General features: G+C 49.2%; 17 protein-coding genes and 2 tRNA genes. 13 read left to right on the top strand and 6 right to left on the bottom strand.

Annotated elements, in window-relative coordinates:
• The 4 genes from ispF to B2118_RS01365 form a co-directional block, all read left to right on the top strand.
• Window positions 1-396: 2-C-methyl-D-erythritol 2,4-cyclodiphosphate synthase (gene ispF, locus B2118_RS01380; RefSeq protein ID WP_428052678.1), on the top strand; the 396-nt coding region annotated here is incomplete at its 5' end.
• Window positions 397-408: 12 nt separating this feature from the next.
• Entirely contained in the window at window positions 409-984 is a 576-nt protein-coding gene (locus B2118_RS01375; RefSeq protein WP_428052676.1) for a hypothetical protein, read from the top strand.
• Window positions 984-2,381 (top strand): cysteine--tRNA ligase, encoded by a 1,398-nt coding sequence (cysS, locus tag B2118_RS01370; protein ID WP_428052731.1) that lies wholly within the window; start codon window positions 984-986, stop codon window positions 2,379-2,381. Before B2118_RS01375 ends, cysS begins: the two co-directional genes overlap by 1 nt.
• 1 nt (window position 2,382) lies before the next feature.
• Window positions 2,383-3,606 (top strand): adenosine deaminase family protein, encoded by a 1,224-nt coding sequence (locus B2118_RS01365; protein ID WP_428052674.1) that lies wholly within the window; start codon window positions 2,383-2,385, stop codon window positions 3,604-3,606.
• Between the two features lie 50 nt (window positions 3,607-3,656).
• Here B2118_RS01365 and B2118_RS01360 read toward each other — a convergent pair whose 3' ends face one another.
• Window positions 3,657-5,039 carry a chloride channel protein gene (locus B2118_RS01360; protein WP_428052672.1) on the bottom strand — a complete coding sequence of 461 codons (1,383 nt, stop codon included), beginning with the start codon at window positions 5,037-5,039 and terminating at the stop codon, window positions 3,657-3,659.
• A gap of 159 nt (window positions 5,040-5,198) precedes the next feature.
• Between B2118_RS01360 and B2118_RS01355 the strand changes: the two genes are divergently transcribed.
• The 6 genes from B2118_RS01355 to B2118_RS01330 all read left to right on the top strand — a co-directional run bounded on the left by B2118_RS01355 (window position 5,199) and on the right by B2118_RS01330 (window position 9,945).
• Window positions 5,199-5,786: a MarC family protein gene (locus B2118_RS01355; protein ID WP_428052670.1), complete on the top strand. Its 588-nt coding sequence runs from the start codon at window positions 5,199-5,201 to the stop codon at window positions 5,784-5,786.
• A 71-nt stretch (window positions 5,787-5,857) separates the two neighbouring features.
• On the top strand, window positions 5,858-6,424 hold the full coding sequence (locus B2118_RS01350) for a type IV pilin protein (protein WP_428052668.1): 567 nt from the start codon (window positions 5,858-5,860) through the stop codon (window positions 6,422-6,424).
• A 732-nt stretch (window positions 6,425-7,156) separates the two neighbouring features.
• Complete coding sequence (locus B2118_RS01345; RefSeq protein WP_428052666.1) at window positions 7,157-7,708, top strand: hypothetical protein; 552 nt, start codon at window positions 7,157-7,159, stop codon at window positions 7,706-7,708.
• A gap of 117 nt (window positions 7,709-7,825) precedes the next feature.
• Entirely contained in the window at window positions 7,826-8,353 is a 528-nt protein-coding gene (locus tag B2118_RS01340; protein WP_428052664.1) for a type IV pilin protein, read from the top strand.
• A gap of 561 nt (window positions 8,354-8,914) precedes the next feature.
• Window positions 8,915-9,199: a GIY-YIG nuclease family protein gene (locus B2118_RS01335; RefSeq protein ID WP_428052662.1), complete on the top strand. Its 285-nt coding sequence runs from the start codon at window positions 8,915-8,917 to the stop codon at window positions 9,197-9,199.
• 188 nt (window positions 9,200-9,387) lie between these two features.
• The gene (locus tag B2118_RS01330) at window positions 9,388-9,945 is read left to right on the top strand and encodes a type IV pilin protein (protein WP_428052660.1); all 558 of its coding nucleotides are present in this window, start codon (window positions 9,388-9,390) and stop codon (window positions 9,943-9,945) included.
• A gap of 217 nt (window positions 9,946-10,162) precedes the next feature.
• On the opposite strand, the gene B2118_RS01325 is transcribed toward B2118_RS01330, so the two are convergent.
• From B2118_RS01325 to B2118_RS01310, 4 genes are all read right to left on the bottom strand, one after another.
• Window positions 10,163-10,972, bottom strand: coding sequence for a hypothetical protein (locus tag B2118_RS01325; RefSeq protein WP_428052658.1), 810 nt, complete (start codon window positions 10,970-10,972; stop codon window positions 10,163-10,165).
• Between the two features lie 82 nt (window positions 10,973-11,054).
• On the bottom strand, window positions 11,055-12,089 hold the full coding sequence (locus B2118_RS01320; protein ID WP_428052656.1) for a hypothetical protein: 1,035 nt from the start codon (window positions 12,087-12,089) through the stop codon (window positions 11,055-11,057).
• A gap of 132 nt (window positions 12,090-12,221) precedes the next feature.
• Window positions 12,222-12,293: transfer RNA gene (locus B2118_RS01315), tRNA-Glu, on the bottom strand.
• Between the two features lie 9 nt (window positions 12,294-12,302).
• Window positions 12,303-12,374 (bottom strand) — tRNA-Lys (locus B2118_RS01310).
• Window positions 12,375-12,643: 269 nt separating this feature from the next.
• On the opposite strand from B2118_RS01310, the gene B2118_RS01305 reads away from it, so the two are divergent.
• Window positions 12,644-13,021, top strand: a complete 378-nt coding sequence (locus tag B2118_RS01305; RefSeq protein WP_428052654.1) for a RidA family protein — start codon at window positions 12,644-12,646, stop codon at window positions 13,019-13,021.
• 1 nt (window position 13,022) lies between these two features.
• Window positions 13,023-14,594, top strand: a complete 1,572-nt coding sequence (gene malQ, locus B2118_RS01300; protein WP_428052652.1) for a 4-alpha-glucanotransferase — start codon at window positions 13,023-13,025, stop codon at window positions 14,592-14,594.
• Between the two features lie 59 nt (window positions 14,595-14,653).
• On the opposite strand, the gene B2118_RS01295 is transcribed toward malQ, so the two are convergent.
• A complete protein-coding gene (locus B2118_RS01295; RefSeq protein ID WP_428052651.1) occupies window positions 14,654-15,259 on the bottom strand; it encodes a hypothetical protein in 606 nt (201 codons plus the stop codon).
• Between the two features lie 87 nt (window positions 15,260-15,346).
• Between B2118_RS01295 and B2118_RS01290 the strand changes: the two genes are divergently transcribed.
• Complete coding sequence (locus B2118_RS01290; protein WP_428052649.1) at window positions 15,347-15,868, top strand: hypothetical protein; 522 nt, start codon at window positions 15,347-15,349, stop codon at window positions 15,866-15,868.
• The last annotated feature ends 30 nt before the right edge of the window (window positions 15,869-15,898 follow it).

Genomic DNA, 15,898 nt, shown 5'->3' with positions numbered 1-15,898 from the left:
ACAAAGGGCTTTTTAGGCCATAGCGACGGAGATTTGGTACTGCACGCCTTGTGCGACGCTATTTTGGGCGCGCTGTGCGCGGGGGAAATTGGCATTTTGTTCCCGCCTACGGATGAATCCATTAAAGGTATTTCCAGCGTAAAAATTGCGAAAAAAGTGCTGGAAATCGTCCGCTCCCACCACGCGCAAATTGAACATATTGACGCAACTATTATCACCCAAGAACCCAAAATAAAACCGCATTACGACGCGGTCCGCAAGTCGTTGGCGGAAGTGTTTGAAATGCCCTTGGAAAACGTCAGTTTTAAATCCAAAAGCCACGAACACGTTGGCGAAATCGGCCGCGGGGAAGCGGCTATGTGCCACGCGGTGGCTACGTTAAAAATTCAAAAGTAAGGAGTTTTACCTATGAAGATTCGTTTTATTTTAACCTTGGTTTTGGCGGGCTTGGTGGCCGCTTGCAGCAGCACCGATTACCGCTCCACTAAAAAAGTAACCCAAGGGATTGATTATTCCCGCTACCCGGGCAACCAGGCGTATTACGAGTTTACCTCTCCTTTCCCGCCCGAAAACACGCCCACCGGCACGGAAAACACGGCTCCGTCTGCCGAGGAAGCGCAACTGGGAGAAGATGAAGATTTTACATCGGAAAATTTAGCCAGTACCTATGGTAACTACGGCGACGTGGTCGTCAGCGTGGCCACGCGTAAATTTCAGTTGGGCGCTTCCGCCACGCGCAAGGATATGAACTTGTTTCAAAAGGCGCTTGATAAAGCCTACGCCGTGGCGCTCAAAAAATACCGCCCGGTGGGCTTTACCTATTCTATGGCCAGCGTTGGCGCGGTCAATTCCCTTTCCGACATTACGGTAAACTGTAAACTCAGCGAAACTTCCGCCAACGAGGTGGGGCAATCCACCTGTACCCTATTTTTTAACACTATCAAAACCACTTATTTGCAACTGAAAGAAGAGGCCAAACAATGATGTACTTATATAATACCGCCACACACCATAAAGACGAATTTAAACCGCAGAACGAAAAACAGGTAACAATGTACTGCTGCGGGCCGACCGTGTATAACTTTGCGCACATCGGCAATTTGCGTACCTATATTTTTGAGGATTTGCTTTCCCGCACCATCCGCTTGCACTACCCGCTCAAACACGTAATGAATATTACCGATGTGGGGCACTTGGTGTCGGATGCGGATTCCGGCGAGGATAAAATGGAAGTCGGCGCCGCACGCGAGGGCAAAAGCGCGTGGGACATTGCCAAGTTCTACGAAGATAAATTTTGGCAGGATTACGATGCACTGCACTGCACCCGCCCGACGATTATCAGCCGCGCGACTGCGCACATTAAGGAAATGATTGCGCTTGTTAAAACGCTGGAAAAAAAAGGATACACGTACCGCACTTCGGACGGCATTTATTACGATACTTCCAAGTTTGACCGCTACGATGCCCTTGTCGGCCACGCCCGTATCCGCGGTTTGCAGGGCGGCGCGCGTGTGGAAATGAGCGACGAAAAGCGCAACCCGACCGATTTTGCCTTGTGGAAATTTTCCCCCAAAGACAAAAAACGTCAAATGGAGTGGGATAGCCCGTGGGGAGTTGGTTTCCCGGGGTGGCATATTGAGTGCTCCGCTATGGCGATGAAATATTTGGGCCACACGCTGGATATTCATTGCGGCGGGATTGACCACGTAACGATTCACCATACCAACGAAATCGCCCAAAGCGAAGCCGCCACCGGCGAAAAATATGTGAACTATTGGGTTCACGGTGAATTTTTGATTTTGCGCTCGGGCAAAATGTCCAAATCCGGCGGCACCTTTGTTACGCTGGACGTATTAAAAGAAAAGGGCTATGAGCCTTTGGCTTACCGCTATTTGTGCCTAGGCGCGCATTACCGCACGCAGTTGGAATTTTCCTACGAAAGTATGGACAGTGCTACCAAGAGCCTTAAAAACCTGCGCGCCTTGTCCTGCCAAGCCAAGGACGAAGCCAACGGCAAGCCCGTGCAGAACGAAAAGGTCCAAGCTTGGAAGGATAAATTTACCGCCGCTATGGAGGACGATTTAAACGCCCCTAAGGCCTTGGCCATTACTTGGGAAGCCGTCCGCTCGGGCGAACTGACGGCGGGGGAAAAATTGGCGTTCTTGGAATTTGCCGATACGATTTTGTCGCTGGATTTATTTAAAAAACCGGAAGCCGCCGCTAACGAGTTGCCGGCCGAAGTGGCCGAACTGTTAAAGGCGCGCGCCGAAGCCCGCGCTGCGAAGGATTGGAAAAAATCCGATGAACTTCGCGACGCCATTGCCCGGTTGGGGTATGTGGTAAAAGATACGCCAAAGGGTCAACAAGCGGAGAAAAAATAATATGATGAACATCCCCAGTGAGTTTTTAAAACGTATTCCCAAGGCGGACTTGCACGTCCATTTGGACGGTTCCCTGCGCCTTTCCACGCTGATTGAACTAGCCAAAAAAGAGGGCGTGGAACTCCCCGCCTATACCGAGGAAGGCTTGCGCGAAAAGGTGTTTAAAGACAAATATACCTCCCTTGTGGAATATTTAAAGGGCTTTTCCTATACCGGCGCCGTGATGCGCAATGCCGCCAATATTGAGCGCGTGGCCTACGAATTGGGGCAGGATGCCCTTGCCGAGGGCGTGCGCTATTTAGAGGTCCGCTTTGCGCCGCAGTTGCACGCAAGCGATACCTTGTCCGCACAGGATGCCGTGCGTGCCGTCGTGCGCGGGTTAAAACGCGCGCAGGATGAGCATAACGCTTCCGCCGCCGTTAAAAACGGGGAAGATTTGGAATTTTACTTTGGCGTAATTGCCTGCGCGATGCGTAATTTTAACGAATTTATGTCGCCCTACTACGCCAATTTGATAAAGGCCCTTTCGCAATCCAGCAAGAGCGAAATTTTTGGTATTGCGTCGCTGGAACTCGCGAAGATGGTCGTAAAACTCGCCAAGGATGAGCATTTGCCCGTGGTCGGGTTTGACCTCGCAGGCGAGGAAGCCGGCTATCCGGCGGCGGACCATTTAGCGGCTTACCGCTATGTGCATAAACACTTCATCCGCAAGACGGTCCACTCTGGCGAAGCCTACGGCCCCGAATCTATCTTTCAGGCCATTACCGACTGCTACGCCAACCGTTTGGGCCACGGTACGCACTTGTTTGCCGCCGCAATGATTAAAGACAAAAGAGTGCAGGACAAAGAGGATTACGTCAATTCCTTGGCGGACTATATTGCCAGCGAGCGTATTGGTATTGAAGTCTGCTTGACGAGCAATTTGCAGACCTTGCCGGAAATTAAATCCGTTAAAGACCACCCGATTAAAGAAATGATTAAGCGCGGGTTACCCGTCAGCATCAATACGGATAACCGCTTGGTATCCAATACCACGGTTACTAAGGAAATGGAACTCTTGGTCCATAATGTGGACTTGGCTCCCAAGGAACTTAAAAACATTGTAATTGCGGGCTTTAAGAGTGCGTTCTTCCCTGGCAGTTATGTGGAAAAGCGCCGCTTTGTACGCAAGGTCATTGACCGCTACAACGCCTTGGCGCGCGAGTACAATATCCCGCTGTACTAACTCTATTACCGATAAAAAAGCCCCGGCGAAAACCGGGGCTTTTTGTGTGCTTATTTCTTTTCGTCAAAACCTTTTGGATTGGGAATCAAGTGGCGGACCATTTCCCGTACCGCTTTTTTAAGCAGCGTCTTGCGCGGGTGAATCCGTTGTTTGCGGTCGCTGGCGCGGCGGCCGTAATGCTTGTGGTGAAAGGCGGGTTCTTCTTCCAAATTTTTTCCGCTGTCCATAGAAATCCGCTGGCTGGGGTAAATGCTCTGCCGCCCGGTAATTAAGAAACTAATCACGCAGACTACCGTGGCATACGGCGCAATCGCCGGGCCGAAAAGTTCTATGGCCATAATGCTGGCGGCCAGCGGCGTATTGGCTGTGCCCGCCAAAACGGCTACTAGGCCAAGCGCGGCCAAGGTCGCGCTGTCCACGCGCATAAAATCGGCCAGCATAGCCCCCGCCTGCGCGCCTACAAAGAAAATGGGTGTAACCACCCCGCCGATTCCTCCGGCGGCAAACGTGATAGACGTTGTGATAATCTTATACAAAAAGCCAAAGGGGGACAAAAGCGGCTCGCCATTTAAAGCCATATCAATCCCGGGCATTCCAAGCCCCAAATAAATAGGGGAAGCAAAGTAGCCAATCGCCACCAAAATAAGCCCGCCAATCATACACGACCAAAACAGCCGCGTGCGCAGGGCGATATAGCGGAACACCACGCGGGCAAATTTGCTGATTTCAATAAATAGGATAGATACGAGGCCGAAGAACATCCCGGCGATAATCATTTTAAGGAAGAACTGTTCCGAAAATACCGGCACAAAGTGGAGCGGATGATAAATATAATCCACGCCTAAAAACGAAGTAACCTGAAAGGCGGTAATCCCGGCTACCAGTGCGGGGAACATTACCTCATAAAAAATATGTCCCACCCACAGCACTTCCAGCCCGAACAGCGCGCCCGATATCGGCACGCCGAATACGCCCGCAAAGCCCGCGCTTACGCCGCAAATCATCATCCGGCGTTGGTCCTCGCGGTCCATATGCAGCAGCCGTGCCAATAGGGACGAAACGCCCGCCCCCACGTCGGCACACGGGGCTTCTTTACCCGCCGAACCGCCGGAAACCATTGTTACAATGGGCAAGGTAAAGCCCTTTAAAATGGAAATAAAGGAAATGGGCTTTTCTGCATTGATTTTATTGATAACCGCGTCGGTGGAAAAATCCTTATCCCCCTTGGCGGTTTTGCGCCCCAAAAGGGCCACTATATATAGGAAAACGGGTAAGGCCAAATAAAAGAGCGGAATCCCGTTGCGCCACGCAATAGAGGCGTCCAAGATTTTTAAGAAGGCCGCGTCCAGTACACCCACCAGTGCGCCGATAACGGTAGCCAATAAAAACCATTTAACAATATTAATAAAATTTGTGCGGTGTTCGTCTAACATAATTAATATCTTACTAAATTGCCCTTTCCTCTTGCAGGGTAAAAACGGGTTATTTGGGGGCCTGCGCCGGGCGGAGTGATTTTTGCTATACTATATAGGACGAAGCCCGGGCGAAGAATATTTAGCCCGGAAATTTGAACAATTTACAAGGAGTTTTTTATGGATTCGTTTATTTCTTCCGTCATTACGCTTGCCTTGGTAATGGACGGCTTCGGCAATATTCCGCTGTTTATTGCCGCGCTTAAAAAAGTGGCGCCGGAACGCCGCAAAACCGTACTCATCCGCGAATTGTCTATTGCTCTACTCATTATGGTGGCCTTTTTGTTCTTGGGCAAATGGTTCTTGCGGGCGTTTGGTATCCACGAATATTCACTCAGTATTGCGGGTGGTATCATTTTGTTTATCATCTCGGTTAAGTTGGTGTTTGGCGGGGATGAGGAACCCAAAAACGACCCCAAGGAAGATGAGCCCTTTGTGGTGCCGTTGGCTATCCCCTTGGTGGCGGGTCCGGCGGCTCTGTCTATGGTGATGATTACGGCGGCCCAGCAGTCCAACAAGTTTATTACGCTGGGCGCGGTGATTGTGGCTTCTGTCATTAACTCCATTATTTTAATGGCTTCCTTCCCTATCAGCAATTTGCTGGGCAAACGCGGGTTGATTGCCATTGAACGCTTGACGGGTATGATTCTTATTTTGATGTCCGTAGATATGGTGATGGGTGGCATTTCTACGTTTATGAGTTTATAAACGAGCAAAGAGCGCGCGCAACTTGTGCAGCGGGCGTTAGTGTGGTAAGTGCGGCTCTAACGGGGGAACTTGTGAAGAAAGGTTTTACGCTGTTGGAATTAGTGGTAGTAGTGTTGATTATGGCGGTGTTAGCCGCCGTAGCAATAACATATTACGGCAAGGCCGTGGAGCGCGTGCGCATTGGCGAGGCGGAAAGTTTAATGGGTACAATGCTTTCCGCGCAGGAACGCTATTTCTTGCGCCGTCAGCAATATACGCCTTATTGGCACCAGTTGGATGCGGCCCCGGTGGCTGTCCGTATGCCCAAGGAGCATAACGATTTTGCCAACGGAGCCGAGAACACCATTTATTATACGCGCGGCGGAGTGGAAAGCGGTATATTAAATGAGGGCTTTGCTATTTCGTTTGAGCAGGACGCTACCGACAAATGGTTTGCTGTGGCGCGCCGCGTGGGCAAATCCAATAAATACACCTATCACTTGGTGCGCCCCTTTGGCAGTACGCAGACGGTATGCGTGCCGGTATGGGAAAACGAAAACGATGTGAGCGTCTGCTGCGACTATATGGGAGTGGACACCCAAACCGACCTGACGGGTGATCCGATGATTCCCAAAATAAGTAAGGCGGATGATTTTTAACCAAACGGGCGGCTTGCTTTTATAGGGCCGCCTGTATGATGTAAAGGGCTGGCACGGCGTGGCGCGTTTTAGAAACTGTTGTTTTTGTCATTCCGGGGCGCGCATACGAGCGTGAACCCGGAATCCAGAAATAAAAAAGGAAAATATCTTTATAAACAGACTGGATCCCAGGTCCACGCCTGGGATGACAATCAGAGTGGACTTGTTGTTATTTCTGGGTTGGCGGTCCGCAGAGACCAGGAAAAAGGCTGTTATAAAGATAGGGGTCATTCTGAACTGGCGGCCCGCAGGGTTTTCAGAATCTACATCTTGGGTCGTTGCCGTCATCCTGGAAAGCCAGCCGGCGCGGAGCGCTCGGGCTCCCAAGGTCGTCATTCCCGAGTGCCGTAGTCGGGAATCTGTCGTGGCTGTTGTTCTCTTACAAAACAACAGATCCCCGACTAAATTCCTCGGGGATGACAACAGCAACAACATCAGGTGTCCGGCAGAAACCTTTGGAAATAAACACCAAAAGGGCAAATAGCCGTCATCCTGGAAAGTCGTAGTCCAGGATCTGTTGTTGTTAAAACAAGGAATAGATACTGGACAGAAACCTTCCAGTATGACTTTTTAATAAAAGCAGTATCATCCGTGTCATTTCCGAGTGTGAGGCGGCCCGCTAGGGTCCGGCGCGGAGCGTTCGGGAATCCGTCGTTGCCGTGGCTGTTATTATCAAAAAAGGGGGAAAATCCTATGAAAAAGAAAAAATTTGAATTAAAAAGTTTTAGCCTTATTTTACTTGTGGGCCTGCTAATTCTGGCGGGGCTCTTTCCGTTTTACGAGCGCACCGTGGAAGGCAGCAAGGCCGCGGCGGCCGTCAGTATCCTTTTAAATGTATCCGCCTCGGAAAACCAATATTTTATTAAAAATAAATCCTACACATACGATTGGTCCGCACTGGATAAATTCTTGCCGAATATCCCCAAGAAACAAGGCTTTTTAGGGGCGGCGCCCGAGGTTGGCCAAGCGCGCTTTTTTGCGTTTACTGCCAAAGATGCCGCCACGGGCCAGGACGGCTTTGCGCTTGATTTGCAATTAAATAAAGAGAAAACCGAAGGCACCGTTACGGCCGTGCGCAAGGGTGGGCTGTTTGGTTACACGTTGGAAATGTCTCTTGCCGAAGGAAATTTTGCTTGCAAGGCGGAAGGGAAAATTGCCAAACGCTTGTGCAACAAACTGACGGCGGAACTGGAAAAACTCCGCGTCCCGCAAGAAACGTCCGAAGAGGAAAAAGTGCAAAAATAATTTAGGTCCTATTTTCAAATTTAGGGCTTGACAACGCTTTTAATCCTTATTAAAATGAAAAGGTAGCCCCTAGGGGGCTATAAAACTAAACTTATATATAAAACTGTAGGAGGTTTTATGAATAATAAGAAGGGTTTTACCCTGATTGAATTGCTGGTGGTCGTATTGATCCTCGGCATTTTGGCTGCTATGGCTATGCCGCAGTATTTTAAAGCGGTTGAACGCTCCCGTATGACGGAAGCCGTAACCTTGCTCGCGAACATCGCTGATGCGCAACAACGCAAATATATGCAAGTGAACAAGTACACGACCGCCTTCACTGGCTTGGACGTTGCCCCGAAAGGTGCCTCTGGTTCCACTTTCTATACGAAAGGTCAGGGCAAAAACGGCTTTGCCATCTCCTTGGCTGGTACCTCTTATACTGGTGGTATTGCTACCGCTACCCGCGTGCCGGAATCTGGAAGCACCTTGCAGTATAGCTACAACTTGACCCGCTACTATGCGAACCGCGACACCACCTGCAACGGTACGGATAACAACGGTAAAGCGTTGTGCGCTGACTTCTGCGGTATTGACTCCCCTGTGGATTCTTGCTGCAGCACGGGTGCCACCACTGCTTGCGCCGCTCCGGTCAACAACGACTAGTAGCAAAGAAGTTTTATTTGGTGAATACCAAAACCCCGCCTTGTGCGGGGTTTTTTTATGGAGGAAAATACATAAGTTTGTTTGGTTGTTGTCATTCCAGGGCAAGGAAGCCGCCCGCAGGGCCCTGGAATCCAGAAATAGAATAAGGTTTTTTCTAATAAACAGACTGGATCCCGGGTCCACGCCCGGGATGACAGCCAAAGGGGAATAGTCGTCATTTCCGCGTGTGGCGGCCCGCTAGGGACCGTGCGACGCGCTTTGCTTTGTCCTGTCGTCATTCCCGAGTGGTACCCGTGCGGTCCTTGCGCATCCAATTTGTCATTCCCGAATGCCGTAGTCGGGAATCTGTCGTTGCTGTTGTGTTTCTCTTACGAAACAACAGATCCCCGACAGAAACCCTCGGGGATGACAACACAAGAGGAATATCCGTTATTTCCGCGTGTAGTGGCCCGCTAGTATCCGCGCTGAAAGCCTTGCTCTGTTAAGTCGTCATTCCCGAGTGTCGTAGTCGGGAATCCGTCGTTATTAAATAAATCTCACTTTATTTGTTATAATACGCTTATGGCTTTTACTTATATTCTTACCAATGCTACAAATACCGTTCTTTACATTGGGGTTACTAATAATCTTATTCGCCGCGTGTATGAACACAGAACGAAAGCCATTGCAGGTTTTACGGAACGATATCATTTGAATAAACTTGTTTATTATGAATGTTTTAACGATATTGCCAATGCCATAGAACGCGAAAAAACTTTGAAAAAATGGAACAGAGATTGGAAAGAGCGTTTGATTAATGAATTTAATCCCTCTTGGCGTGATTTGTATGAAGAAATTTGTTTTTAATTGACATTCCAGAATATTTCCAGTGTGTTCGGGTAAGTTTCGTTATTCCAAATTGTCATTCCCGAGTGTCGTAGTCGGGAATCTGTCGTTGCCGTTTGCCTTTTACTAGGCGTCGCCCCCCACTTGCATTAAGCCTTTTTTTACTGCTAAACTATATATAGTTTAACCATTATGTTGTAAGGAGTATTATGAAAAAAGGTTTTACATTAATTGAATTATTGGTTGTTGTACTCATTATGGGCATTTTGGCTTCGGCCGCTGTGCCGCTTTATTTCAAGGCCGTGGAGCGCGCCCGTATGATGGAGGCCATAACGCTGTTGGACTCTATTTCCCAGGCGCAAATGCGCAAATATATGCAAATTAGCCGCTATACCTCGCGCGCTAAGGGATTGGACGTCAACGCCGCTACGGGGCCGAACGCGGGCGACGGGAATACCTTTTATACCAAAGGGCCGCAAGGCAATGGCTTTACGGTGGCCCTTTCGGACGTGGTAACCTATGGCGACGGCTTTGCCACCGCCACCCGCACCGCAGACGGCGACGCCAACAGCGAGAACCTGCGCTACCATTACCATTTAACCCGCTTTTACGCGAGCGATTATACCCAATGCTATGGCGATAACGAACGCGGGCAGGAGTTATGCGCGGACTATTGCGGTATCAGCGAACCTGTGGCCACTTGCTGTAACAATGGCGAGGCTGCCTGTCCGCCTCCCGCCACGGGCTTTGAAACCTCTGTCCATTAAAAGTTTTTAGCATACCCCGGCCCGCTTTTTGAGCCGGGGTATTTCTTAAAAGAAAAAGTTGTCAGTCGGGAAATATTGTTACTCAAAAAGTGGAAAACAACAGATACTGGACAGAAACTTTCCAGTATGACTTTTGTTTTATAAAAACAGTATAGGCAGTTTTTACCATAAAAACCCCCCGCATAATTCGCGGGGGTTCAATTTCTTCAAATACGTTTTATTTCCAGCGTAAGCGGTAGGTGGCCGCCCACAATTCGGCTTCTTTTAATGTATTGTCCACCATTTCTTGGTAAATAACGGGGGCTTCGTTGGGGTAGAGTTTATGCAGTTCCTGCATATTATTGAAGTAATCCAAAATAATCGCTCTCACACCACCCTCATCGTACAAAGCCAACTGGTGGTTGATGTTGTGGAACATAGGCGCATATTCCGGGTTCCCGTGGAACGGGTGGATAATGCCGGGTGCGTCGTTTTGCATTTCGCCCAATTTAACCGGGTAAGGTTTATGGTTGTTTTGGGATTTAATTTTTTTGCGCGTGTGAATTTCTTTAAGCGTGCTTTTGTTTACAATGTGGTGCACGCCGCGGTAGGTGGCTACATCGCGGATTTTGTGCCATTTGCGTTCATAGCCTTTTGCTACGGCGCCCGGTTCCTGCGACAGGCGCACCAATTCCTTTAAATAGCGGTAACTGCCCCACAAGGTGCTGGGTTCGCGCAGAATTGGCGCTTTAAAGGCCGTAGAAATGACAAACTGTTTAACGGTAGTATTGGGCCAATGTTTGTTGCTAAAAGTAGTGCTGCGGAAATAGCCCTTTGTCGGATTGGCGGAATACAATTGGGCTACTTTTGTGGCCAACTTGGCTTGGTTGGCTGGCGCGGTAATGTGGCGGGTAAAGCGCGGAACGGCGAGGGTTTCTATTTTGCCCACACGGGTAGGTGCAGAACGCAGTACCTTGTAGGCGTTTTGGGAGAAGACGGCGGTGTTACTTAATACCAACGTGATGAGGATAACTAGCAGTTTTTTCATACACTCGCTCCTTTCCTTCTTTCCCCCATTGTAACAAATTTTTAGAATTTTGCAAGCAATTTTTTTTGTTATTTTGGGGGAGTTAATTTAAAGGAGCGTTTTCTCCGTCGGGGGAAATGTTTTTCTCGTCGGTGATGGTGCCGTTTTCGGAATTTTTATCGTCGGAAGGAGTGGCAGAAATCGGCGCGGAAACGGATTCAGAAATTTTTTCATTTTCCGCCTCTTTTTGTTCGGTCAAAAGGGTGTTTTCTGGCAAAGTGGCGGAATTTTCATCCAGTTGGGCGGCGGGAATTTCTTCTGTTTGCGCGTTGTTTTCAGACTCCAAGACGGGCGTTTGGGACGCATTTTCTTGCTGTGGTTCAGCCGTTTCCACGGGTGTTTGTTCACTATTTTCGGCGGAGCCTTGCGGAGTTTCCTCTTGCTCTGTTTCCTCCGGCTTGGGGTCCGGCGGCAGAATAAAGGGCGGATCCTCAGGGTCAAAAACAAGCGCCTTTTCGGGTTGTTTTTCCTCTTGGGGTTCCTCTTTTATTCCCACCGGGGCCGGCACAACCGGGGCCAATTTTACAGGCGCAGGCGCGGGATACTTTTTAATAATATCTTGGGCAGAGTCCTCAAAAAACAGGCGGCCCTTTTTCCAAGATTCATACAGTTGTTTGTCCGGGGATTCCGGGCGGAAGAAATCCTTGTTTGTGGTGCGGTCTGTGATGGCAAACGCCAGTAAATGCAATACCGCAATATCCTTGCCTGTAAAATTTTTGCGCTTTTCGTAACTGCTTACGCGTGCCAACACCTTAATGTGGTGCCCCTTTTGCAGGCCCGTCATTTGTGGCATACCCTTTTTATTAAAACTGACTAAAAGCAGTTCATAGGAAAGCGAATCGCCCTTCCCCGTGGCGTAATAATAGAGTGGCGCGTCTATTTTTAACACGAGACGCAAGCGCAAGGTGTCCTCGGTCGCGCCTTGTACCTCGCCGCCGAAGGAAACCACTTGCCCGCGGTAGGCGTCGGGGTTTTGTTCAATGCCATTTAAATAGTCCAGGTTTTGGTCCTTATACGGAATCATTGAACTGCACGCCGCCAGCAGGCACGCCAGTAAAAGGGAAAATAGCCGCTTCATACCTATATTATAACTTTTTCTGTTTGCGGGTGGGTTTTTCCCGTCGTAAAAAGGGGAAAAAGACAATAAAAAAGGAAGAGGGATCTCGGCCTCTTCCTTGTAAAACGCCTAACTGCGAAGACAAAATAAAAACGCCCTCTGGGAGAATCGAACTCCCCTTTTCGGATTGAAAATCCGACGTCCTAACCGATAGACGAAGAGGGCATTTGAAAGTGCGCCCGGTGAGACTTGAACTCACGGCCCCCCGCTTAAAAGGCGGATGCTCTACCACTGAGCTACGAGCGCATAAAAAGCAGTCAAAAAAACTATCTGGGTTTAATCAAGTCTTGGGTTAAACCCAACATAAATATTATACTAAAAGTTTTGCCGTTGTGCAAGAAATTTATTTTTTATTTTTAACTTCTCAACTTCGGGCTTTCTTTTGATAATTTATTATAACACTTTTTCCAGTTTTGCGTCAAACATATTTTTACTTTAAAAAGTTTGACAACCCCCGCCCCTCTTGCTACCATATAACAGACGGGCCTCTGCCCGAAATTATTTGTGAGGGGTATATGAAAAAAGTTATCAATTCCAATAATGCGCCCAAAGCCATTGGGCCCTATTCCCAAGCCGTAGAGGACGGCGGTTTTATTTTTACGTCCGGCGTACTGCCGGTGGACCCGGTTACCGGCGAAATTTACAGCGGCGATGTGCAGGTGCAAACCGAACTGATTTTAAATAATTTGGAAAATATTTTAAAGGAAGCCGGCTGCTCGTTGAAACACGTCGTCAAAACCACCGTTTATATGACTGATTTAACTAAATTTGCGGAAATGAACGCAACGTATGCGTCTTTCTTTAAAGAAAATCCGCCGGCCCGCAGCACGATTCAGGTAGTGGCTTTGCCCAAAGGCAGTGCGGTAGAAATTGAAGCCATCGCCAAAAAATAATATGACGATACAAGACCAAGTGCTTTCCGGCCGCTTAAACGGTATTTTGTTGCCGCTTTCCGCAATGAAGACGGATAGCGACTGGGGCGTGGGCGATTTTGCTTCCTTAATAGAGTGGACGGAATTTTTTGCTTCGCTGGGAACAAAAATCGTACAAATCCTGCCGTTGCAGGAAACGGCCCCCGGCGAAACGTGCCCGTATTCGGCGATGAGCGCCTTTGCCACTGACCCGGTGTATGCGGATATTTCGTCGGTGGAGGATATTAACGCCAGCCAAGAGGCCAAAAATTATGTAGCCTCTTTGTCCGCAAATATTGCCGCGTGGCACCAGGCCAAGCGCGCGCCGTTTAACGCGGTGAAACAAGCCAAATTAAAGGCCTTGTGGCTGGGATATAAGCACTTTTTGCAGGCCGAAGCCGCCGTTAATTCCGCGCGTTTTCAAGCGTTTGAAGCCTATCAGGCGGCGGAATCCGGCTGGTTGCGCGGTTATGCACTGTTCCGTGCGGTAAAGGAATTTTACAAATGGCAGACGTGGACCGCTTGGCCCGAAGGCCTTAAAAATTTTGAACCAAGTGCCGTAAACGCGTTTGAAGCGCAATACCGCGAGTACGTTAATTTCTTTGCCTATGTACAATGGATTTTAGATTTGCAACTGCGCAAAGCCAAAACCGTTGCACGGGAAAAGGGCGTGCTGATTTTTGGCGATATTCCCTTTGGCACGAATTTGGACAGTGCCGAAGTGTGGTCCGAGCGGGAAAACTACCGCTTGGGGTACGAAATCGGCGCTCCGGCGGACCAATTTTCCAAGGGCGGACAGCGCTGGGGGCTCCCGGCCTATGACTGGGTGTACCAGCACAGCCATAATTTAAGCCTGTGGCGGCGCAAAATCCGCCGCGTAACGGAATTATATGATATCTTCCGGCTGGACCATTTGGTGGGGTTCTTTCGCACCTATGTTTTTGCGCCGGGCGATGAACAGGGCGCCTTTGACATTGAGGGCGAGCAGAACCAAATTGACCGCGGGTATAATTTCTTGCGTATGGTATTGGATGAGGCCAAAGGCAAATTGCCCGTGGGCGAAGATTTAGGCGTTATCCCGAATTATGTCCGCCGGATGTTGGTGGATTTGCGTATCCCGGGCTACAAGGTGTTGCGCTGGGAACGTGAGGATAACGGCTATTACCGCGAACCGCGCAATTATCCCGCGGTGTCCTTAGCCACTACTTCTACGCACGATACCGAAACGGTACGCGGCTGGTGGGAGACGATGGACCAGCACGAACGCGCGAACATTTGGGAAATGATTTCCGCCCAAAAAACAGACGGCAATGTGCCCTTTAATTTGGATACCCAGCGTGCTATTTTGCGCCGTGTATTGGGCTCCAATTCCGCCATTACGCTTTTTTCGTGGCAGGATATTATTGGCACCACGGACCGCGTGAATACGCCCGGAACGGTGGGCGAGCAAAACTGGACGTACCGCAGTGAATACACGCCAAAACAGGCGGCCGAAGCCTATGGCGCCCAACTGGCAATGTACCGGGAATTGTTAAAAGAAACGGGCCGTAATTGACCTTTTGGTATGTTGCAAAAAAACCGCTTTTACGCGGTTTTTGACAAGTAAAAAGAAGTTTATTTTTTGGACACAGCCGCTTTCTTGTTGGAGGCGGCTTTTTTATTGGCGGATTTGGTTTCCGCGGCGGTTGTTTTTTCCTCCACAGGGGTGGCTTTGTCGGCGTTTTCGGTGGGCCCACTTTCAGCGGTTTGCCTGTCGGTGGAAGCGGTATCTTCGTCCGTCGTTTTTTCTACCGGCTTGGGGAAGAGTTCATCTGCCAGTTGTTCGGCGTATAAGCGCGCGGTATTGTACTCTTCGGTGGCTTTTATAAATTGGGCCGAGGGGCGGTTCGTGTCCGTATTTTTGGCAATTTCCAGTTCCAGCCGTGCCTTTTTAAGTTCAAAATCCTCTATCGCCAGGCGCAGGCGGATTTGGTTTACCAAGCGGTCCTTTTCGTCATTTACCACCACGGGGCAGGCTTTTAAAGCATCATTTAAAATAAGCAAATTGCGGTTTGTAATGTCGCGCGTAACGGCCTGTAAAGCCGGGTTGTCTTGCGAAAGCGGCGGCACGGAAACGGTGGCCGACAGCGTAGCGGCCCGCTCCGGCAGGAACATATTTCCTACCAGCATCCCGCCCACAAACAAAAGGGCCATCGTAAAAAGGTATAAAATGTAACGCATATATAAAAAATCCTTACATATATTTTATCAAAATGGCGAAATATTACTATAATAAAAATACAAAGATATTTTTTACGGGAGCGTTTTATGGCAAAAATTAAGTTTGGCAAGCAAGGTCATTTGGAACTGGAAATCTCGCCCTTAACCATTTGGTCCAACCCCGGCAGCGAAGGGGAATTTATGGAATACCAAATCGGGCTGTATTGCGAGGGGGAAAGCGTTTTCAGCGAAAAATGGACCGATAAGTTGGTGGCGTTAAAGGACGAGGAAAACATTTACCTTTCCGATTTTATTGCCGAAACGCTTACCGCGCGCAAGGAAAACAACTGGACGATGTTAGAACCCAAGGTGTCCTTGTATATGCACCCGGGGCAAGCGCCGGGGTGCTGCTCGGCCTTTAACCGCCCGGACCCGTTTATCTTGCAAATTACCTTGGAGCAAAACATTTTTGCGGGCGAGGATAAAGTGTTCGGTCCGTACTCCAATACGGGGCTGACAATTACCTTTGAGGCCGAAGGCAAGGCGTGGGCGCAGTTTGCCCAAGATATCCGCGCCGAAGAAGAAGACTTTGACGAGGAAGACGAACAAGAGGACCCTTACCGCAGTTAATTTTTTGTAGCCTAAATGTAAAAAAGCGCC

Origin of the sequence: Candidatus Avelusimicrobium stercoris (genome assembly GCF_002437085.1) — a bacterium.
GTDB lineage: Bacteria > Elusimicrobiota > Elusimicrobia > Elusimicrobiales > Elusimicrobiaceae > Avelusimicrobium > Avelusimicrobium stercoris.
The sequence above is the reverse complement of the archived record's forward strand: the minus strand, read 5'-3'. Positions and strand labels throughout refer to the sequence as shown.